The organism is Micromonospora sp. NPDC005194 (assembly GCF_040608335.1).
In the GTDB taxonomy this organism is placed as follows: Bacteria; Actinomycetota; Actinomycetes; order Mycobacteriales; family Micromonosporaceae; genus Micromonospora.
The window spans coordinates 25,924-45,214 of record NZ_JBEXIA010000020.1 but is presented as its reverse complement, the minus strand read 5'-3'; the positions used below and the strand labels follow the sequence as shown (position 1 = coordinate 45,214).

At 73.5% G+C, this 19,291-nt stretch carries 16 protein-coding genes, 1 pseudogene and 1 riboswitch; of the genes and pseudogenes, 11 read left to right on the top strand and 6 right to left on the bottom strand.

From position 1 onward, the window contains the following. Nucleotides 1-61: 61 nt before the first annotated feature. A pseudogene (locus ABZU53_RS18495) lies at nt 62-1,540 on the top strand (DNA translocase FtsK 4TM domain-containing protein); the annotation flags it as partial. Then, a complete protein-coding gene (locus ABZU53_RS18490) occupies nt 1,526-4,003 on the top strand; it encodes an FtsK/SpoIIIE domain-containing protein (RefSeq protein WP_354859233.1) in 2,478 nt (825 codons plus the stop codon). The pseudogene ABZU53_RS18495 and the gene ABZU53_RS18490, both read left to right, overlap by 15 nt. 69 nt (nt 4,004-4,072) lie before the next feature. Here ABZU53_RS18490 and ABZU53_RS18485 read toward each other — a convergent pair whose 3' ends face one another. Next, nucleotides 4,073-4,318, bottom strand: coding sequence for a hypothetical protein (locus ABZU53_RS18485; RefSeq protein ID WP_354859203.1), 246 nt, complete (start codon nt 4,316-4,318; stop codon nt 4,073-4,075). A 76-nt stretch (nt 4,319-4,394) separates the two neighbouring features. Continuing rightward, nucleotides 4,395-4,709 (bottom strand): SMR family transporter, encoded by a 315-nt coding sequence (locus ABZU53_RS18480; RefSeq protein ID WP_354859204.1) that lies wholly within the window; start codon nt 4,707-4,709, stop codon nt 4,395-4,397. A 55-nt stretch (nt 4,710-4,764) separates the two neighbouring features. Further along, nucleotides 4,765-4,835: riboswitch (guanidine-III (ykkC-III) riboswitch) on the bottom strand. A gap of 93 nt (nt 4,836-4,928) precedes the next feature. Between ABZU53_RS18480 and ABZU53_RS18475 the strand changes: the two genes are divergently transcribed. The 7 genes from ABZU53_RS18475 (at nt 4,929) to ABZU53_RS18445 (ending at nt 11,325) form a co-directional block, all read left to right on the top strand. Next, complete coding sequence (locus ABZU53_RS18475) at nt 4,929-5,852, top strand: ornithine cyclodeaminase family protein (RefSeq protein WP_355066840.1); 924 nt, start codon at nt 4,929-4,931, stop codon at nt 5,850-5,852. Nucleotides 5,853-5,946: 94 nt separating this feature from the next. Further along, the gene (gene rimO / locus ABZU53_RS18470; protein WP_354859208.1) at nt 5,947-7,455 is read left to right on the top strand and encodes a 30S ribosomal protein S12 methylthiotransferase RimO; all 1,509 of its coding nucleotides are present in this window, start codon (nt 5,947-5,949) and stop codon (nt 7,453-7,455) included. A gap of 77 nt (nt 7,456-7,532) precedes the next feature. Then, a complete protein-coding gene (gene pgsA, locus ABZU53_RS18465; RefSeq protein ID WP_354859210.1) occupies nt 7,533-8,129 on the top strand; it encodes a CDP-diacylglycerol--glycerol-3-phosphate 3-phosphatidyltransferase in 597 nt (198 codons plus the stop codon). A 117-nt stretch (nt 8,130-8,246) separates the two neighbouring features. Next, nucleotides 8,247-8,831: a CinA family protein gene (locus ABZU53_RS18460; RefSeq protein WP_355066839.1), complete on the top strand. Its 585-nt coding sequence runs from the start codon at nt 8,247-8,249 to the stop codon at nt 8,829-8,831. Between the two features lie 152 nt (nt 8,832-8,983). Next, on the top strand, nt 8,984-9,445 hold the full coding sequence (locus ABZU53_RS18455; protein WP_354859213.1) for a helix-turn-helix transcriptional regulator: 462 nt from the start codon (nt 8,984-8,986) through the stop codon (nt 9,443-9,445). A 201-nt stretch (nt 9,446-9,646) separates the two neighbouring features. After that, nucleotides 9,647-10,519 (top strand): PspA/IM30 family protein, encoded by an 873-nt coding sequence (locus tag ABZU53_RS18450; RefSeq protein WP_355066838.1) that lies wholly within the window; start codon nt 9,647-9,649, stop codon nt 10,517-10,519. Nucleotides 10,520-10,539: 20 nt separating this feature from the next. Further along, entirely contained in the window at nt 10,540-11,325 is a 786-nt protein-coding gene (locus ABZU53_RS18445) for a hypothetical protein (RefSeq protein WP_354859216.1), read from the top strand. A 15-nt stretch (nt 11,326-11,340) separates the two neighbouring features. Here ABZU53_RS18445 and ABZU53_RS18440 read toward each other — a convergent pair whose 3' ends face one another. Further along, nucleotides 11,341-15,015: a hypothetical protein gene (locus ABZU53_RS18440; protein WP_355066837.1), complete on the bottom strand. Its 3,675-nt coding sequence runs from the start codon at nt 15,013-15,015 to the stop codon at nt 11,341-11,343. Nucleotides 15,016-15,180: 165 nt separating this feature from the next. Next, nucleotides 15,181-15,990, bottom strand: coding sequence for a DNA-formamidopyrimidine glycosylase family protein (locus ABZU53_RS18435; protein ID WP_355066836.1), 810 nt, complete (start codon nt 15,988-15,990; stop codon nt 15,181-15,183). A gap of 109 nt (nt 15,991-16,099) precedes the next feature. On the opposite strand from ABZU53_RS18435, the gene ABZU53_RS18430 reads away from it, so the two are divergent. Further along, nucleotides 16,100-17,368: a hypothetical protein gene (locus ABZU53_RS18430; protein WP_355066835.1), complete on the top strand. Its 1,269-nt coding sequence runs from the start codon at nt 16,100-16,102 to the stop codon at nt 17,366-17,368. A 24-nt stretch (nt 17,369-17,392) separates the two neighbouring features. Here the strand turns inward: ABZU53_RS18430 and ABZU53_RS18425 are convergent, their stop codons facing one another. Further along, nucleotides 17,393-17,635: a CPCC family cysteine-rich protein gene (locus ABZU53_RS18425; RefSeq protein WP_355066834.1), complete on the bottom strand. Its 243-nt coding sequence runs from the start codon at nt 17,633-17,635 to the stop codon at nt 17,393-17,395. Between the two features lie 25 nt (nt 17,636-17,660). Further along, on the bottom strand, nt 17,661-18,461 hold the full coding sequence (locus tag ABZU53_RS18420) for an SAM-dependent chlorinase/fluorinase (RefSeq protein WP_354859227.1): 801 nt from the start codon (nt 18,459-18,461) through the stop codon (nt 17,661-17,663). Nucleotides 18,462-18,649: 188 nt separating this feature from the next. Between ABZU53_RS18420 and ABZU53_RS18415 the strand changes: the two genes are divergently transcribed. Beyond that, a complete protein-coding gene (locus tag ABZU53_RS18415; RefSeq protein WP_354859229.1) occupies nt 18,650-19,264 on the top strand; it encodes a hypothetical protein in 615 nt (204 codons plus the stop codon). The last annotated feature ends 27 nt before the right edge of the window (nt 19,265-19,291 follow it).

Below are 19,291 nucleotides of genomic sequence, written 5' to 3'. Positions count from 1 at the left end.
GACGCGCGGACACGACCCGGAAAAGCGGCGATCTGCCCGGCCCCACCGTTACCGTGACTCTATGGCGGGCCGTACCTCTCAGGCGAGCCGGCGACGCGGCGCGTCGCCGCGCGGTGGCACCAACAGCCGTGCCCGTCAACCGGCGAAGAAGACCCGGGCGCCGGTACGGCGGCGCACCACACCCGCCCGCCCGGGGCCGGCCGTCTACGTTGGCCGCGCGATCGGTGCACTGTGGATGGGGTTGGCGCACGGGATGGGCTGGGCGGTGCGGGCCGCCGGCCGGCAGGCCGCCTCCGCCCGCGACCTCGACCCCGAGCACCGTCGCGACGGCGGCGGGCTGCTGCTGTTCGGGCTGGCCCTGCTCACCGCCGTCGCGCTCTGGTTCTCCGGGGCGGGTCCGGTGGGCGCGCGGCTGGCCGACACGATCCGGCTGTTCCTGGGCGCGATCTCCGTGGTGGTTCCGGTGCTGCTGATGATCGGGGCGTGGCGGCTCATGCGCCAGCCGGCCGATCCGGAGCACCGGGGCCGCGGGTTGATCGGGTGGGGCTCGCTGCTGGTGTCGACCGCCGCGCTGCTCCAGATCGGTCAGGACCCGACAAACACCGTGCAGCGTGACTACGCCGGTGGCCTGGTCGGCGCCGGCGTGGGCGGGTTGCTGGAGCGGGCGGTCACCGCGTGGGTGGCCGTACCGTTGCTGGTCCTGCTGTTGCTCTTCGGCCTGCTCGTGGTCACCGCGACGCCGATCAACAAGATTCCCGAGCGGCTGGGCCTGCTCGCCGGAGGGTTGATCGCGCCTCCGGAGGCCACCGAGGAGGACGACGAGCCGGTCGCGCGGCCCGCGCGCAAGCGTCCGGCGAAGCGGATGCCGCCACCGATCGACCCGGACGACTTCGATGATCTGGAGGGCGCCGACCTCCAGGAGACCATGGTCCTGCCGCGCAAGGCGCCGGCGAAGGTGCCGGCCAGCCGCAAGCCGGCCGAGCCGCCGGAGCACTCGCCCGCGCCCACCCGCGCCGAGCAGCTCGCGTTGACCGGCCTGTCCGGCGACTACACCCTGCCCCCGGCGAACATGCTCAGCGCCGGTGCCGCCGCGAAGACCCGCAGCAAGGCGAACGACGAGGTGATCGCCGCGCTGACCGGCGTCTTCGACCAGTTCGACGTGGACGCCGCGGTCACCGGCTTCACCCGGGGCCCGACTGTCACCCGCTACGAGGTGGAGCTGGGGCACGGGGTCAAGGTCGAGCGGATCACCCAGCTCTCCCGCAACATCGCGTATGCGGTGAAGTCGCCGGACGTACGGATCCTCAGCCCGATCCCGGGCAAGAGCGCGGTCGGCGTGGAGATCCCGAATACCGACCCGGAAAACGTGGCGCTCGGCGACGTGCTGCGCTCGCGGGCGGCGACCAGCGACCACCATCCGATGGTGGTGGCGCTCGGTAAGGACATCGAGGGCGGCTACGTGGTGGCCAACCTCGCCAAGATGCCGCACATCCTCATCGCCGGGGCCACCGGCGCGGGCAAGGCGCTGGCCCTGGACACGCCGATCCCGACACCCGACGGCTGGTCCACGATGGGCGACCTCCAGGTTGGCGGGAAGGTTTTCGACGAACACGGCCGCAGCTGCACCATCGTCGCTGCCACCCCAGTGATGTACGACCGCCCCTGTTACGAAGTGGAGTTCTCCGACGGCACGGTGATTGTCGCCGACGCGCAGCACCAATGGCAGACGACGACCAGAGCTGGCCGGACCCAGCGAACCCATCGTTGGAGGGACGGGGCCTACTGGTCGGCGGATGATCGGCACCGGCTGGCTACAAAGACCGACGAGGTGTTGGCAGAGCCTGATCGTTCGGTATCGACCGACGAGGTTGTCTCCGATGTCGGCCAGCAGTTTCGGAACGCGCTGTACAAGGTGGTGCGTGGGCTGCCGAAGGAGTTCGGCAATACCCTGACCAGCTATGTGCGGGGCGGACGCGAGGTGGCCCGCCGAGTTCCCGCCTATTCCCGCCACCGTCTTTATCAGGCGTTGAACGAACTCGTCGCTGATCCAGGCCGGTCGGGTCGGAGGCGCAGCTTCGACGACCGGCCAGTGACGACCGAAGAGATCGCAGCTTCGCTGCGGGTGGTCGGGCGTGGCGGGTCCTGGGCCAACCATGCGGTTGCGGTGTGTGGACCACTCGACTATCCGGAGCAGGATCTACCAATCGCTCCGTACACGATGGGTTGTTGGCTGGGTGATGGCACGACCGGCTCGGCCTCCTTCACCTGCGACGAGGATGAGTTACTGGACAACATTCGGCTGGACGGGTACGTGGTGACGAAACGCCCCTCCAGCCGGAGGCATTACACGATCTCCAACAAACCAGAACGGGACGGGCGAATCGCCGAGGCTGTGAATCTGTTCGCTCAGGGTGTAAGCCTCGTTCGGGCGTCTCGGCAGGCCGGGGTCGGCCTTTCCGCTGTATGCCTGGCGGCTCGCGGTCGGGCCAGGGTTGCACGGCCGGGCCGCCGCGAGCCAGACTCTGCGCTCCGAGAGCAGTACCGGACGTTGCGGCACTTGTTCCGCGAGATCGGGACGAAACACATTCCTGCCAGCTACCTGCGCTCCTCGGAGGAGCAGCGGCGGGCTCTGCTGGCTGGTCTGTTGGACACGGACGGAACAATTTCCCCTCGGGGCGGAGTCGAGCTGGGGCTCACAAACCAACGTCTGGCACAGGATGCTCTAGAGCTGATCATCGGGCTCGGCTACCGGGCGACAATGACGACCAAGCGGGTGAAGGGCCGGAGCGAGTCGTCCTCCACCTTCTATCGAATTCACTTCACCCCGGCCGACAAGGTCTTCCGGCTGACACGCAAAGCGAGCCGCCAGGTGGTCGGCGGGCGTTCCACGACTGCCCGTCGTTACATCGTGGATGTACGACCAATCGCCTCGGTGCCCGTCCGGTGCATCGAGGTCGACAGTCCGAGTCATCTGTACCTGGCCAGCCGCGCGTGCATCCCCACCCACAACTCCAGCTGCCTCAACACCCTGCTGGTGTCTGTCCTCACCCGGGCCACCCCGGACGAGGTGCGGCTGCTGCTGATCGACCCGAAGCGGGTCGAGATGACCGGCTACGAGGGCATCCCGCACCTGGTCACCCCGATCGTGACCAACGCCAAGAAGGCGGCCGACTCGCTGGACTGGGTGGTCCGCGAGATGGACATGCGCTACGACGACCTCGCCGCCAACGGGGTCCGGCACATCGACGACTTCAACCGCAAGGTCCGCAACGGCGAGATCAAGGCTCCGCCGGGCAGCGAACGGGAGATGCGTCCGTACCCGTACCTGTTGGTGATCGTGGACGAGCTGGCGGACCTGATGATGGTCGCGCCGCGCGACGTGGAGGACTCGGTCGTCCGGATCACCCAGCTGGCCCGGGCCGCCGGCATCCACCTGGTGCTGGCCACCCAGCGCCCCTCGGTCGACGTGGTGACCGGTCTGATCAAGGCGAACGTGCCGTCCCGGCTGGCGTTCGCCACGTCGTCCCTCGCCGACTCGCGGGTCATCCTGGACCAGCCCGGCGCGGAGAAGCTGCTCGGCCGCGGTGACGGTCTCTTCCTGCCGATGGGCGCCTCGAAGCCGGTCCGGATCCAGGGTGCCTGGGTCACCGAGCGCGAGATCGCCGACGTGGTGAAGTTCTGCAAGGACCAGCGCGAGCCCGAGTTCCGCCCGGACGTGCTGGCTCCCGCCCAGGAGAACAAGAAGAAGATCGACGAGGACATCGGCGACGACCTCGACCTGCTGGTGCAGGCGGTGGAGCTGGTGGTCACCTCGCAGTTCGGCTCCACCTCGATGCTCCAGCGCAAGCTGCGGGTCGGTTTCGCGAAGGCGGGCCGTCTCATGGACCTCATGGAGACCCGGGGCGTGGTCGGGCCGTCGGAGGGGTCGAAGGCGCGCGACGTGCTGGTCAAGCCGGACGAGCTGGAGGACGTCCTGGCCGGCCTGCGTGGCGACGTGGACTGACAGCGCCGGCCCGGCCCGCTGACAGCGACGGGCCCGCCGGAAGCCGGCGGGCCCGTGCAAGCAGAACGCTCAGTTGTTGATCAGCGCGCCGATGATCACCAGGCTGATGATCGCGGCGACGACGCTGGCCGCGGCGGCGTACCAGCCCAGCGGCTTGTCGCCCAGGACGGCGCCGACGACGCCGGCGATCACGCCGAGCACACCGAAGATGATCGGGTTGAGCAACAGGGCGAGCACGGCGAAGACGAAGCCCACGATGGTGAGGATGCGGGCGGCGTTGTTACGCGGGCGGGCGGTGGTGGGGACGTCGGCCATGTCTTCCTCCGGTGTGAGAGCCTGTCGTGCCAGACCGATCAACTACCCACCGTGGACATTGGTCACGCGTACCTCTTCAATGGAAGATCTTCAGTCCGACCACGCCGGCGATCACCAGCAGCAGGCAGAGGACCCGGGGCAGGCTGGCCGACTCGCCGAGCGCCAGCATCCCGACCAGCGCCGTCCCCACCGCGCCGATGCCGACCCAGACCGCGTAGCCGGTGCCGACCGGGATGTCGCGCAGCGCGTACGCCAGCCCGCCCATGCTCAGCACCAGGGCCAGCACGAACACCGCCGACGGGAGCAGCCGGCTGAAGCCGGCGCTGCGGTCCAGGGCGATCGCCCAGACCGTCTCCAACAGTCCAGAGATCACCAACACCAGCCAGGCCATCGTCCACCTCACGAAGGAGCGCCCGGGCTGCCGCACCGGACGAGTCGGGTCGTCACGTGGGGCGTCTTGGCCTGACCGGGTACGCCCACCACTCGTCCGGAGTGGTCACCGGCATCCGGGGCCACCGTGGCCGACGCTAGCACCGGCCCGGCGGCCGGGATGGTGACTCCCGCCACCACGCGTTGACCTCTACCTCGCTTCAACTTGCAGTATGGCGAGATGGCCCTGCTCTATGCCGATCCCGAGATCGCCGCCGTCCTGGACGCCACCACCACCGTCGACGCCATGCGCGTCGCCCTGGTGGCCGCGTACGAGGGGCGGCTGGTCGCCCCACCCCGGGCCGCCGCCCCGCTCGGCGGGGGACGGATGGTGCTCACCGCCGGGCACCTGGTCGGCGAGTGGTACGGCTACCGCTCGTACGACACGTTCGGCCACCCGCAGGGCGAGCAGCTGGTGGTGCTGCACGACGCCCGCACCGGCGCGGTCCGGGCGGTAGCCGTCGGCGAGGAGCTGGGCTCCCGGCGTACCGGTGGGCTGGGTGGCGTCGCGGTCGACGCGCTGGCCCGGCCGGACGCGGCGACCCTCGGCGTGATCGGCTCCGGGCGGCAGGCGTGGACCCAGGTGTGGGCCGCGGCGGCCGTCCGTCCGCTGCGCGAGGTGGTGGTGCACAGCCGCTCGGCGGCGCGCCGGGACGCCTTCGCCGCCCGGGTGCGCGCCGAGCTGGGCGTGCCGGCCCGCGCGGTCGCCGACCCGGGCGCGGCCGTCACCGGACGGGACATCGTGGTGCTCGCCACCACCAGCCCCACCCCGGTGCTGCGCGCCGCCGATGTGAGCCCCGGCACGCACGTCAACGCGGTGGGTTTCAAGCAGCACGACCGCAGCGAGTTCGGCATCGACCTGCTGGACGTCGCCGACCTGCTGGTCACCGACTCGCCGGCCCAGGCGGCGGACTACCAGCCGCCGATGCTCGCGGCTCTGCCCCCGTACGCCGGACGGTTGCGTGACCTGGGCGGCATCCTGGCCGGCGCGGTCCCCGGCCGGACCACGGCGGACCAGCTCTCCGTCTTCTGCTCCACGGGCCTGGCCGGCACGGAGGTCTTCCTGCTCGACGCGCTGACCCGCGTGGGCGCCGCGACCCGCTGACGGGTCGGCGCCCGGCGAGGGCGCGCGGGGTGTGTGCCGGACGACCACCCCGGCCCGCGTGCGCGGGCTTCCGCGGCCGGCCCGGTACCCTCGGATGGTGTCTGCCACCTCTCCTTCTCCTTCCGACAACGCCGACGGCCGTCGCGTCGCCTTGCTGACCCTGGGCTGTGCCCGCAACGAGGTCGACTCGGAGGAGCTGGCCGCCCGCCTGCACGCCGACGGCTGGCAGGTGACCACCGACGGCGAGGGCGCCGACGTGGTGGTCGTCAACACCTGCGGTTTCGTGGAGAAGGCCAAGCAGGACTCCATCCAGACCCTGCTCGCCGCCGCCGGCACCGGCGCGAAGGTGGTGGCCGCCGGCTGCATGGCCGAGCGCTACGGCCGGGAGCTGGCCGACAGCCTGCCCGAGGCGCAGGCGGTGCTGAGCTTCGACGACTACCCGGACATCGCGGCCCGGCTGAACGCCGTCGTCGCCGGGGAGCAGATCACCGCGCACACTCCCCGGGACCGCCGCGAGCTGCTGCCGCTGACCCCGGTGCAGCGCCAGAGCGCCACCGTGTCCCTGCCCGGGCACGGCACCGTGGCGCGCACCGTCGTCGACACCGACGAGCACACCCCGGCGCACCTGCGCCAGGTGCTGCGCCGCCGACTGGACACCGGCCCGGTCGCCTCGCTGAAGCTCGCCAGCGGCTGCGACCGGCGCTGCGCGTTCTGTGCCATTCCCGCGTTCCGTGGGGCCTTCGTCTCGCGTACGCCGGACGAGCTGCTCGCCGAGGCGGAATGGCTGGCCAAGACCGGCGTACGGGAGCTGGTGCTGGTCAGCGAGAACTCCACCTCGTACGGCAAGGACCTCGGCGACCCCCGCGCGTTGGAGAAGCTGCTGCCGCAGCTCGCCGCGGTGTCCGGCATCGTCCGGGTGCGGGTGAGCTATCTCCAGCCGGCCGAGACCCGGCCCGGTCTGGTCGAGGCGATCGCCGGCACACCGGGGGTGGCCCCGTACTTCGACCTGTCGTTCCAGCACTCCAGCGAGCCGGTGCTGCGTCGGATGCGGCGTTTCGGCTCCACCGACCGGTTCCTGGAGCTGCTGGCCAGTGCCCGCGCGCTGGCCCCGGAAGCGGGCGCGCGGAGCAACTTCATCGTGGGCTTCCCCGGCGAGACCCGCGCCGACATCGACGAGCTGACCCGGTTCCTGACCGAGGCCCGACTCGACGCGATCGGCATGTTCGACTACAGCGACGAGGACGGCACCGAGGCGGCCGGCCTGCCCGGCAAGGTCTCCGCCGCGACCATCAAGCGGCGCTACGACCGGCTCAGCGCGCTCGCCGACGAGCTCTGCTCGCAGCGGGCCGAGGACCGGCTCGGCTCGACCGTCGAGGTGCTCGTCGACGCGATCGTCGACGGCGTGGTGGAGGGCCGGGCGGCGCACCAGGCGCCGGAGGTGGACGGTTCCACCACCCTGGTCGCACCTGCCGATGGCGGGGTCGACCTGGCCGCGTTGCGCCCGGGTGACCTGGTGCGGGCCACGGTGACCGGCACCGAAGGGGTGGATCTGCTCGCGGTGCCGGATGAGATGATCTCGGCGGCGCCCGGCGCGGCACGGTGACGGCGGGCCCGGACGAAGCGGGGGAGCCAGGTGGTGCGGTGCCGGAAACGCCATGGCGACCCGAGCGGAGCGAGGCGGTGACCGGGGCGACGGAGTCGACGCCGGCCCGGGTGGTCGCGCGGGTGCCCGTGCTCAACGCGGCCAACGCGCTGACCGCGCTGCGGCTGGTGCTGGTGCCGGTCTTCGCCGCGTCCGTGATCGTGTCGGGGATGACCCACGCGGGCTGGCGGATGGCGGCCTGCCTGATCTTCGCGGTGGCCTCAGCGACCGACCTGGTGGATGGCTGGATCGCCCGCCGGTTCGCTCTGGTCACCTCGGTCGGCAAGGTGGCCGACCCGATCGCCGACAAGGCGCTCACCGGCGCGGCCCTGGTGCTGCTCTCCTGGTACGACCGGCTGCCCTGGTGGGTGACGGCGCTGATCCTCGTCCGCGAGCTGGGCATCACCGGGCTGCGGTTCTGGGTGATCCGGCACGGGGTGATCGCGGCCAGCCGCGGCGGCAAGATCAAGACTGCGCTCCAGATCCTGGCCATCGCCTGGTACCTCTGGCCGATGCCGGCCGCCCTCGTGGCCGTCGGCCCCTGGATCATGGGTGCCGCCGTCCTGGTCACGGTGGCGACGGGCTTCGACTACATAACCCAGGCCCTCCGCCTCCGCCGCCCCCACCACCCCTGACCCCCCGGTGATCATGAAGTTATTGCCGTCCGGGCCGGCGTGTCGGGGCGATAACTTCATGATCGACGGGGTTCGGCCGGGAGGGTTGGGGGTCGGCGGGTGGGGAAGGACGAGCTCATGCGGCGGGAAGAGCGGGACGAGAACGCGACGGGTAGCGCGGCGGCGGGTGTCGTGCACAGTCTGTCGCAGCGCCACGAGACAGTGGCCACCGTCGAGTCGCTCACCGGCGGGCTGCTGGCCGCGTCGATCGTGGAGATCGCCGGGGTCAGTGGGATCTACCGGGGCGGGCTGGTCGTCTACGCCACCGAGCTGAAGTCCACGCTGGCTGGCGTACCGGCCGATCTGCTGGCCGAGCGCGGCCCGGTCGACCCGGACGTGGCGGCGGCGCTCGCCGAGGGCGGCCGGCGGCGCTGCGGCGCGGACTGGGGGCTCGCCACCACCGGGGTCGCCGGCCCGGAGCCGCAGGACGGCAAGCCCGTGGGCCTGGTCTACGTCGCGGTCGCCGGCCCGAGCGGTGTCGAGGTCCGCCAGCTCGACCTGGACGGCGGGCGGGACCACGTACGCTCGGCCGCCGTGGTCGAGGCGCTGCGGCTGCTCGCCGAACGGATCCACGCCGCCGACGAAGCCGCCCGGGACGGGTTGGAGACGGCCGGCGAGGTCGCCCGGGGCGGTCTGGGGACGGCCGGTGCGGGGCGTCGATGAGCCGCCCCGGGCGAACCAACGGGCGGGGCGGGATGTCGCCGGGCCCCACAGCGGGTACGGTTGCGGGAAGGCTCCGACGCTCGGAGTCGGCGCGGTCCGCCGCGGCCGGCCGCCCGACGCCGGGCGAGAGGTATCCCTCAGGGGGAGGTGCGATGGTCCTGCTACGCCGGGTGATCGGTGACGCACTGCGGGCGCGCCGGCAGGGACAGCAGCGCACACTGCGTGAGGTGTCCACCGCCGCCAACGTCAGCCTCGGCTACCTCTCCGAGATCGAGCGGGGGCACAAGGAGCCGTCCAGCGAGCTGCTCGCCGCGATCTGCGACGCGCTCGGCGCCCGCCTGTCCGAATTGCTGCGCGAGGTGAGCGACACCGTGGCCCTCGCCGAGCAGATGCCCGCCGGGGTGCTCGTCGGCATGCAGGACGAGCCGGCCGAGGCCGCGCCCGTCGGCGCGACGACCGCCGTGCGCAAGGGCGCCAACCGGGGCGTCCGTCAGGTCACCTCCGATGGCAAGGTCGCCGTGTCGGTCCGGCAGGACTCGCCGCTGCGGGCAACCCTGCGCAGCACCCGGGTTCGCCCCACCGAGCGCGACCGGGACGTGGTCTGCGCCGCCTGAGCCCGCCGAGCGGTTGACCATGGGCGACGTGGCCACAGCCGCGTAGGGTGGCCCGCAGGAGCCGACGGTTCCCGTCGAGCACCCGGTACGGATGCCTCGGTGGCGTTCGGCTGGGACGATGGAGACCGGCCGGTCCGCGGTCGGTCGGCTGAACCCGACCCGATCGCGGTGGAGCGACGCTACTGAGGGGATACCGCGGAGATGGCGAACCCGTTCGTCAAGGGCTGGAACTACCTGATGGCGCTCTTCGGTGCCAAGATCGATGAGCACGCCGATCCCAAGGTGCAGATCCAGCAGGCCATCGAGGATGCCCAGCGGCAGCACCAGGCGCTGGTCCAGCAGGCTGCGGCGGTCATTGGCAACCAGCGTCAGCTGGAGATGAAGCTGTCCCGGCAGATGTCCGAGGTCGAGCGGTTGCAGGGCAACGCCCGGCAGGCCCTGGTGCTCTCCGACCAGGCCCGCGCCAAGGGCGACGAGGCCGAGGCGGTGCGGTTCGAGCAATCCGCCCAGGCCCTGGCCACCCAGCTGGTCTCGGCCGAGCAGGCCACCGAGGACCTGAAGACCCTGCACGACCAGGCGCTCGGCGCCGCCGCGCAGGCCCGCCGCGCCGTCGAGAACAACTCGATGATCCTCCAGCAGAAGCTCGCCGAGCGCACCAAGCTGCTCAGCCAGCTGGAGCAGGCCAAGATGCAGGAGACGGTGGCCCGCTCGCTGGAGTCGATGTCGTCGATGACCGCCCCCGGCACCACCCCGTCGCTGGACGAGGTGCGTGACCGCATCGAGCGGCGGTACGCCAACGCGATGGGCCGCGCGGAGCTGGCCGGCAACTCCGTCGAGGGCCGGATGCTGGAGATCCAGAAGGCGACCATCGACTCGGCGGGCTCGGCCCGGCTGGAGCAGATCCGGTCCAGCATGGCGGGGGAGCAGCTCGGCGGCACGGCGCAGCGCCCGGCGGTGCCGCAGGGTGAGACGGCGAGTCCGGGCAGCGACCCGACCGCCGCGGCCCGGCTGGACGAGCTGCGCGCCAGCATGGCCCGCGAACGGGGCACCGGCGACCCGACCGCCGCCGGCTGAACGGTTCGAGGAGGTCTTCGGTGGCAGACGAGCGGACGCGGTACTTCCGTCGGCTGGGTCGGCTGCGCCGGTCCGCCCGGCGGTGGAGCGTACTGGCCGGTGGGCTCGGCGGCGCCGCGGCGGTGCTGACTCCGTACGCCGGCCTCGGTCTGCCGGACGCGGCCTGGGCCGGCGCCGCGGGCAGCGCGGTGGCGTTGGCCGCCTGGCGCTGGATCGATCTGCGGGCGCTGGCCGCCCGCCCGGCGCCCCCGGCGCTGGATCCGGCCGAGGCTGCCGCCCGGTCCCGAGCCCGGCTGGTGGCCGCCGTCGAGCGACTGCCGGTCGGCTCGGGCGTGCTCGCCGAGGTGCGCCGCGTCCGCAGCCGGGTCGCGCTGCGCGGCACCACCGCCGGGCAGCAGTGGGCCCGACTGGACCGAGCGTCGCTCACCCTGGCCGGGATGGCGCCCCGGCTTACCGGGCTGGCCGAGCCGGCCGTGCTGGAGGCCGCTGCCGCCGACCGGTCGTTGCGCGACCTCGCCGCGCGGGTGGCCAGCGTGGAACGAGCCCTGCGGCTCGCGCCGACCGACGCCCGGGCGCCGCTGGCCGAGGCGCACCGCACGCTGACCGCCCAGCTGGAGAGCGGCGTGGCGGCCTACGAGCGGCTGGTGGTCGCCGCCGCCGGCTACCTCGCCGAGGACGCCCGACCGGAGCCCACCCACCCGGCAGCCGACCGGCTCACCGAGGCGACCGACCTGCTGCACGGGGTGGCCTCCGCCCTGGCCGAGCTGCGTGCCGGCGGCTCCGGGCTGCGGGCACCCACCAGCTGAGCCCCGCCCGGCCCGTCACGGTGGGGTCGTGACCGGGATCGGGCCGGTGTACGGCGAGCTGCCCACGACGTTGAACGACCGGATCCGGTAGTGGTAGGTCACGCCCCGGGCCAGCCCCGTGTTGGTGAAGCCGCGACCGGTCACGGTGAAGGTCGCCACCTCCTGCCCGAACGCCGGGTCCAGCGCCCGCTGCACGATGAACCCGGACCCCGGACCGGCGGGCGTGTGCGCCGTCCAACCCAGCACCACCGTGGCGGTGTCCGGCCCCGGCGCGCTCGCGGCGGCGGTCACCTCGCTCGGGGTGCCCGGCGCGGGCGGGGTGCTCGCCGCGGCCACCGTCGACCAGGCCGAGGCGGCACCCAGGTACGTGGTGCGGACCCGGTAGTAGTACGTGGTGTCCGGGGCGGCCGTGGTGTCCAGGTGGTTGTCACCGACCCCGATCGCCGTGGTGCCGGGGCCGCTGGTGAAGGTCGGGTTGGTGGCCCGCTGCACGTCGATGCCGGTGGCGAAGGAGCGGTTCGTCCAGCGCAGGGCCACCCGCAGCGGCGCGGCGGGCGGGATCGCCGCGATCAGCCCGCCCGGCGCGGCGAGGTGCACCGAGGCGGGCACGCTGTTCGACCAGGACGAGTAGCTGACGTCGTTCTCCGCGCGGATCCGGTAGTGGTAGGTCGTGCCGGGGGTGACCGTGGCGTCGGTGTAGCGGGTGGCGGCGGCCGCGACGGTGATCGTGGTGACGTCGCCGCCGAAGGTCGCGTCGGTGGCCCGTTGCAGCAGGTGGCTGGTCGCGGGCGGGCGTCCGCCGTTGCCGGTCCACGCCAGGGCGATCGCCGGCAACGCCGTGGCCGAGCCGGGCACCGGCGTGGCGGTCAGCCCGGTGGGGGCCCTCGGGGTCACCCGCAGCACCAGCGGGCGACTCATGCCCAGGTCGCGGTGGCCGGCGAGCTGGCTGTGCCAGCGGTACTCCCAACCGAGGTTGACCATCTGGTTGACCACCACTGCGGGTCGCCCGTCGGTCGGGCTGATCGGCGTCGACCCGGCCCGCGCGCCGGGTGGACGGCCGGGGTCGAGCAACCGGACGCTGTCGCCCAACTTGAACGGCAGGGCCGGGGCCACGGGGCGGAGCGCCACCACCACGTCCTCCCGCGGGTTGACCCGCACGATCTGCTTCCAGCCCAGCTCCGCACCGTGCGGGGGGCGCTGCGTGCCGTCCCAGCCGACCCGGTTGACGAGCTGCACGTCGCAGCCGCCGAAGTGCAGCGGCTCGGTCTGCCGGACGTTGCCGCTGATCCGCCAGAGCTGGGTGCCGTCGGCCGGCGCGCCGACCGGTATGGCCGGGTCGGCGGCGTACAGCACCTCGGTGACCGGGTCGGTCGGGCCGAGCGGCAGGGTCGCCGGGGCGAGCGGCCCGGCGTGCGGGTGGGCCACCCCGAGCCGCCCGGCCAGCCGCCCGTGACCGGGTTCGAAGACCTGTTGGGCGGCCTTGACCTCGATCGGCAGGGTCACCGGGCCGGCGCCGCCCAGCGGTGTGAACGTCACGGTGTCGGCGTGCGCCGACACCGTCGTCCCGGCCGCCGTCCGGCTGCCGAAGGCCGGGTCGTACGCCGGCTGCGGCACGATCGGCGGGCGCTGGCTGGCCGCGTACGCCCCGGGCAGCCGCTCCCGCAGCCGGGCCAGGTCGTACGCCGGTTCGGGCACGCCGCTCACCCGGAACTGGAGCAGGGTGCGGGTGTTCGGGCCGTACCCGGGCTCGGTGGGCGGCGGGCCGCCCTCGGCCGTCCGGTCCGGCGCGTCGGTGTGCTGGTCGTAGCGCGGGTCGAAGCCGGGCAGCGGTGCCGGGGCGTCGTTGTAGAGGATCAGCGTGCTGCCCGGTGCCACGGTGGAGAAGTCGACGAGCACATCGGCGCGCTCACCCGGGGCGAGCAGCAGCGTGTGCCCGTCCACGTTCAGCACGGTCGGGTCGAGCCGGTCGTAGCGGTACCCGATCGGCCGGTTCGGCAGCACCACCGGGGCGGGCAGCAGCCCGGCCTCGTTGCCGATCTGGACGAACTCCGGGCCGGCGGCCCGTGGGTCCGGCACACCGCCGTCCCGCCCGTCGCTCGGCCAGGCGGCCGGCCGGTCCGGCGCCCGTACGGCGGGCACCATCGGCACCTCGCCGGCGTCCGCGTCGGCCAGGACGCCGTCGTCGGTCCACATCGGCGCGTCCGAGCAGGCCCGGTAGAGCTGGAGGTTGAGGCTGCGGTCCAGGCAGGCGTTGAGGATGCGGAACCGGTACGCGCGTGGACGCACCTCCAGGTGCGGGTAGGCGACGCCGTTGACGAGCGGGGTGTCGCCGTACGCCGCGGGCACCGCGGACGGGTGCGGCACCCCGGGGCGCAGCGGCGGCTCGGTGGGCGCGCCGACGGGGTCGTGGTGCGGGTTCGGCACCGGCCCCGGTCCGGTCGGCGGTGGCCCGCCGGTGATCCGTTCCGCCAGCGGCCAGCCGTCCACCGTGGGCTCGCCGTCGGCCCGGCTGCCGTCCGGGGCGGGACTGCGCGACCAGGGGCCGTAGTCCCACCGGCCGGTGGGGTTGCGCCCGCCGGACCGGTACGGGTTCTGCCGGGGCTGGTAGACGTGGGGGTGCCACAGGCTGCCCCGGGCCCCCCACCGTTCCCGGTCCCAGGTCGGGTCCTCGGCGGCGAGTTGGGTGTCGTCCGGCACGAACGTCTTGTCCTCGATCACCAGGGGCAGCTGGTCGGCCGGCAGCACCCCGTCGGCGACGAGCTGGTCCTCGACCGGGTCGGTGAGCAGGTAGGGCGCGAGCTGACCACCGTAGACGGTGAGCCGGGCCAGGCCGAGGGTGTTGTCGTGGAACCAGAGCAGCCGGCCGCTCTGCTCGTTGGGGAAGTAGAGCGTGGTGGCGCCGGCACCGGGCGGGGGCATGTCCGGCACGGGCGTCAGGCCCGTCCCGGTCGGGTACGGGGTGATCTCACCGGCCGGGGTGATCCACTGCCCGGGGTTGCCCGCGCTGGTCCAGCCGGTCTGCGCCCCGGCCAGGTGCAGCACCGCTCGATTCTGCGGGTACGGCGCCGGGCCGTCCAGCGGGCCGATGCCGGCCCCCTCGACCGTCTCGTCGACCGGCAGGAACAGCTCGCCGGCCCGGCCGGTGGGGAGCTGGTTGATGAACTTCACCCGGACCGGCCGGCCCCGCCGGGCGTGGATCATCGGGCCGAGGTGCCAGGGCCGTTCCGGGGGCGCCACCGTGTTGTGGCCGGACGCGTCGGTGCCCAGGTTGAGCTGGCGGTAGCCGCGCAGCCGGGTGGCCGGCAGGTCCCGGTGCAGGCGTTGCGTGTACTCCTGGAGCCCGATCTCGTAGTAGTCGCAGCCCGGGTAGCTGATCGTGTCGGGCACCGCAACCGGCAACCGCCCGCCGAGGTCGGTGCCGCCCGCCCGGCCCGGGATCGGCAGCGCGTCGACGAACTTCCGCAGCCCCGTGCCGGGCACCGACCGGCCGTCGGGGGCGCGCGTCGGGCGGGGACTGTACGCGACGTTCGGCACCGGCCCGAAACAGCGCGGCACGGCGGTCGGGTCCAGGCTCGCCGCGGGGGCGGCCTCCTCGGCGGTACGCGCGGCCGGGACGGACACCGTCCGGGCGAGGCTGTCGGAGGTGGGCCGGTAGAAGAAGGTGGAGCGGAGTCTGCGGAAGATCGCCATGACTCTCCCCGGGGTTGGGGCACGAGGATCGCCACCCCGGCGTGGCGACCCCCGGCACTCTGCTGACGGGCGGTGAGCATTCAACCGCAGCATGCGACGTCGGAGGCCGGATAGGAATTACCCAATCGTCCGTATCTGGGCTGGCCCCGGTCGGTGGGGGCCCGGTCAGCCGGGCGGTGGGGTGTGCGGCTGCTCCGGCTGGCAGACCGGGCACCAGTAGGTGACCCGTTCGCCCAGCTCCTCCTTGCGGATGGCGGTGCCGCAGCGGCGGCACGGCTGGGCGCGGCGGCCGTACACGTAGCTGGTCTGACCCCGGTGCAGCGAGCCGGTGGTGCTCTGCGTCCAGCGGCCCCGGTTGGCGGCCAGCAGCCGCTGGGCGAGCGCCACCGTGGCGGGCAGGTCCGGCACCGCGGCGACGGGCGTCCACGGCGACACGCCCCGCAGGAACAGCACCTCGCACTTGTAGAGGTTGCCCACCCCGGCCAGGTTGCGCTGGTCGAGCAGGGCCTCGCCGATGCTCTGCTCCGGGTGCGCGGCGAGCCGGTGGACCGCCTCGGCCGGGTCCCAGTCCGGGCCGAGCAGATCCGGCCCGAGGTGACCCACCAGACCGCTCTCCTCGGCGGTCGGCACCAGGGCCAGCTCGTGCAGGTGGTAGCCGACCGCCACCGCGCCGGGGGTGCGCAGCACCACCCGGATCAGGTGCGCGGGCCGGCCGCTCCACCGTTCCCCCGGCGCGTACGCCCGCCAGGCGCCGTCCATCCGCAGGTGCGAGTGCAGCGTCCACCGCGCGTCGTCCGGGGCGGTGAGGCGCAGCAGCAGGTGCTTGCCCCGGCTGGCCGACCCGCGGACGGTCCACCCGGTGAGGTCGGTGGTGGCCAGCTGCGGCACCCGGAAGTCGGACCCGGTGAGCCGCGCGCCGGCCAGCGCGCGGTGCAGCACGCGGGCGGTGTTCCAGACGGTGTCACCTTCGGGCACCCTGCCATCCTCCCTCTTTCGAGCAAGATTCGCATGTGTCGCTATTTGTAGGCAGGTTCCTCATGATCTCCTGACATGCGAGGGTCAGGGGGTTCTGAGGAGAATGCCCATGACGCGACCTCATTGTCGTATCCGATCCGCTACCCTCACCGCCACCCTCGCCCTCGCGCTCACCGCCGCCGTCGCGCCCGCCACCAGCCTTTTCCCCAGCGCCGTACCCGCAACCGCCACGTCGCTCACCCTGACCGCCGCCGTGCCCGGTGTGGAGCGGTGGAGCGCCAACCTGTCGGTCGTCGACCGTGACGACGTCAACGTCCGGCGTACCGCCGCCGGGCTGCGGCTGCGCGAGGCGCGCACGGCCGGGCGCAGCCCGCGCAGCCCGCACAGCGCGGTCGCCGAGGGCATGCTGCTGACCGCACCACGCACCCTCGCCCGACCGGCCACCCGGGTCCGCGCCGAGATCAGCGCCGACGTCCCCGCCGGCGCCAGCGTGGAGGCGCAGGTCCGCGGTTGGCGGGTCAGCGGCTGGACCGAATGGCGGTCCGCGACCGCCGGCGTGGTCTTCGACCGACCGGTCCGCCGGGTGCAGACCCGGGTGGTGCTGACCGCGCGGGCCGGCGGCGCCACCGCGACGGTACGCGGCGTCCAGCTCACCGCCGACGCGACGGCAGCCGTCTCCGCCGCCACGCCCGGCCTCACCTACCGGGTGTACGCCACCCGGATCGGGCTGGTCGGCCAACTGACCGCCAACGGCCGCACCATCGCGCCGCGCGACCACTTCGCGGCGCTACCGTCGCGCCGGAGCCTCTCCCCGCTCAACAGCGGCGACTACACCGTGCGGGTCTGCACCACCACGGGCGCCCGCTGCGAGTACGCCCCGGTCTGGGACGTCGGGCCGTGGAACACCCGCGACGACTACTGGAACCCGTCCGCCGTACGGGAGAACTGGAAGAACCTGCCGCAGGGCCGGCCCGAGGCGCAGGCCGCCTACCAGTCCGGCTACAACGGTGGGCGGGACCAGTTCGGGCGTACGGTGCTCAACCCGGCCGGCGTCGACCTGGCCGACGGCACGTTCACCGACGGCCTGCAACTCACCACCAACGCCTGGGTGGACGTCGCCTACCTGTGGACCGGCGGCGGGCCGCGCGGCGTCGTCGGTGCAGGGCCGCTCAACATCCGCAGCGGGCCCAGCACGTCGTACAGGGTCCGCGGCCTCGCCGCCCGGTTTGCCAACGTGCCGATCCAGTGCTACGTCACCGGTCAGTCGGTCGCCGGCCCGTACCGCACCACCACCAGGTGGAACCGCCTGGCCACCGGGCAGTACGTCAGCCACGCGTACATCTCCGCCGTCTACGGCGGCGGCGTGCCGGTCTGCTGAGTCGGCCCTACCCCGGCGGGGTCGTCAGGGACGCTCGTCGGGGCGGGCGGGGCGCACCATGTCCTGGTAACGCGGGTGGCTCGCCCCGTACACGGCGTAGTTGAGCCGGGCGTGCGACAGGCTCAGGTCGCCGTTCGCGCCGCCGCGCACCGCGTCGGCGTCGGCGTCGCTCTGACCGTCGTCGGTCCAGAAGCAGACCGGGCAGGTCCCGCCGCCGGTCCGAGAGGCACAACAGGGACAGTCCACGGGAACTACGTGTTCACCCACCGGGGCAGCATTCCATAGTCGAATGTCACCCGGCCACCCGCAGGAGGTCGCCCGGACGCACCCCGAGGACGTCCACCGCTCGGCCGCCGTTGACCGCCACCGCCACCAGATCGGCCGAATCGACGTACACCACCAGGCCGCCCTCCGGTGCGTCGCCGAACGTCCGTCCGCGCACCGCCCCGCGGGCCGGTGCGGGCCCCGGCGGGCCCACCCGGACGGTGGCCGGGAGCGGGCCGAGCACCTCGGCCGGTGCGGCCAGTTGGACGTTTCCGAAGTGGTCGACGGTCAGCACCTCGGCGGTGAAGCCCTCGGCGTCGCGGGCCACGACCGCCGGCGGCAGCCGGACGAGCCCGTCCGGGTCGACCGCCGGACCCGCCTCGGCCAGCGGCGCGCCGAGCGCCAGCCGGGCCGCCACCGGGGCGAAGACGTCCCGGCCGTGGAACGTGCCGGACACCCGGGCCGCCAGCCAGCGCGGCTCGGTCAGCTCCACCGCGGCGGTCACCCCGCCGAGCGCGGCAGCGGCGTCCGGCAGCAGCCCGTTGTCCGGGCCGACCAGCAACCCACCCGGGGTGGCCAGCGCGACGCCCCGCCGGGCGGTGCCCACCCCCGGGTCGACCACCGCCACGTGCACGCCCACCGGCAGGTACGGCACCGTCTGCGCCAGCACGGCGGCACCGCGTCGGACGTCCGCCGGCGGCACCAGATGGGTCACGTCGATGACCCGGGCGGCCGGCGCGATCCGGGCGATCACCCCGTGGCAGGCGGCCACGAATCCGTCGGTGAGGCCGTAGTCGGTGGTCAACGAGACCCAGGGCGTGACAGCCATGCCGGCAGGTTAACCGTCGACGTCGGTCCGCGGTTCCACCAGTGGGATCTCCGGCTGAGCCGACGGGCGCGTCGGTGCCCGCCGGAGCGCACCCCGGCCGTGCGGTCGATCGCCGGTGGCGGATATGGGACAGCGCGGTGGCTGACCGGCCACTGCCGCCGTCGGGCGTGGCCCGGCAGACTGCCCTGGTGACACATCGGAGCCTGCCCGCCGTCGGGATCCTTCTGGTCGCCGTCGCGCTGACCGCCGGCTGCGGCAGTGACGACGACAGCCCTCGGGCGGCCCCGCCGGCGTCGCCCGTCGCGACCCTGGCGGCGAGCGACCTCGCGAGCGCGCCGACGCCGTCGGTGGTCCCGTCCGGTTCGGCCGATGCCGCCGGGCCGTCGGGCCGCCCCGCTCAGCCGACCCCGCCGCCCGCCGTGCCGCCCGCGCCGCCGCAGGGGCCGGTCGAGCGCCGGCCGGCCAGCCCGCCGCCGGTGGTGCTGCCCCCGCGCCCGGCCGGTGCGCCCGGTGCCCGCCAGGTGGTCGACGCCTTCAAGGCCGCCGGTCTGCGAGTGACGCACCCCAAAGACCGCTCCGTTGACTGTGGACCGGACGGTCTCGGTCTGGGCTGTTCCGAGATCGTCGCCACCGATGGCGTGACGGTCTACGTGTTCCCCGACGAGACCAGCGCCGGCGACATCGCCGAGACGTGGGGCGGCCAGTCGTACCGGCGCGGCGCCGTGGTGCTCAACTACCTCGAGGCGAAGACCCCGGCGGCCGACCGACTTCGCTACGAGAAGATCCTCAACAACCTCCACTGAAACCGAGCGCCGGCCACCAGCCGCCGC

Coding starts and splice junctions, on each gene's coding strand:
- ABZU53_RS18485 (WP_354859203.1), bottom strand. CDS start 4,318: ATGGCCGACGTCCCCACCACCGCCCGCCCGCGTAACAACGCCGCCCGC.
- ABZU53_RS18430 (WP_355066835.1), top strand. CDS start 16,100: ATGACGCGACCTCATTGTCGTATCCGATCCGCTACCCTCACCGCCACC.
- rimO (WP_354859208.1), top strand. CDS start 5,947: ATGGTGTCTGCCACCTCTCCTTCTCCTTCCGACAACGCCGACGGCCGT.
- ABZU53_RS18440 (WP_355066837.1), bottom strand. CDS start 15,015: ATGGCGATCTTCCGCAGACTCCGCTCCACCTTCTTCTACCGGCCCACC.
- ABZU53_RS18450 (WP_355066838.1), top strand. CDS start 9,647: ATGGCGAACCCGTTCGTCAAGGGCTGGAACTACCTGATGGCGCTCTTC.
- ABZU53_RS18455 (WP_354859213.1), top strand. CDS start 8,984: ATGGTCCTGCTACGCCGGGTGATCGGTGACGCACTGCGGGCGCGCCGG.
- ABZU53_RS18475 (WP_355066840.1), top strand. CDS start 4,929: ATGGCCCTGCTCTATGCCGATCCCGAGATCGCCGCCGTCCTGGACGCC.
- ABZU53_RS18480 (WP_354859204.1), bottom strand. CDS start 4,709: ATGGCCTGGCTGGTGTTGGTGATCTCTGGACTGTTGGAGACGGTCTGG.
- ABZU53_RS18420 (WP_354859227.1), bottom strand. CDS start 18,461: ATGGCTGTCACGCCCTGGGTCTCGTTGACCACCGACTACGGCCTCACC.
- ABZU53_RS18460 (WP_355066839.1), top strand. CDS start 8,247: ATGCGGCGGGAAGAGCGGGACGAGAACGCGACGGGTAGCGCGGCGGCG.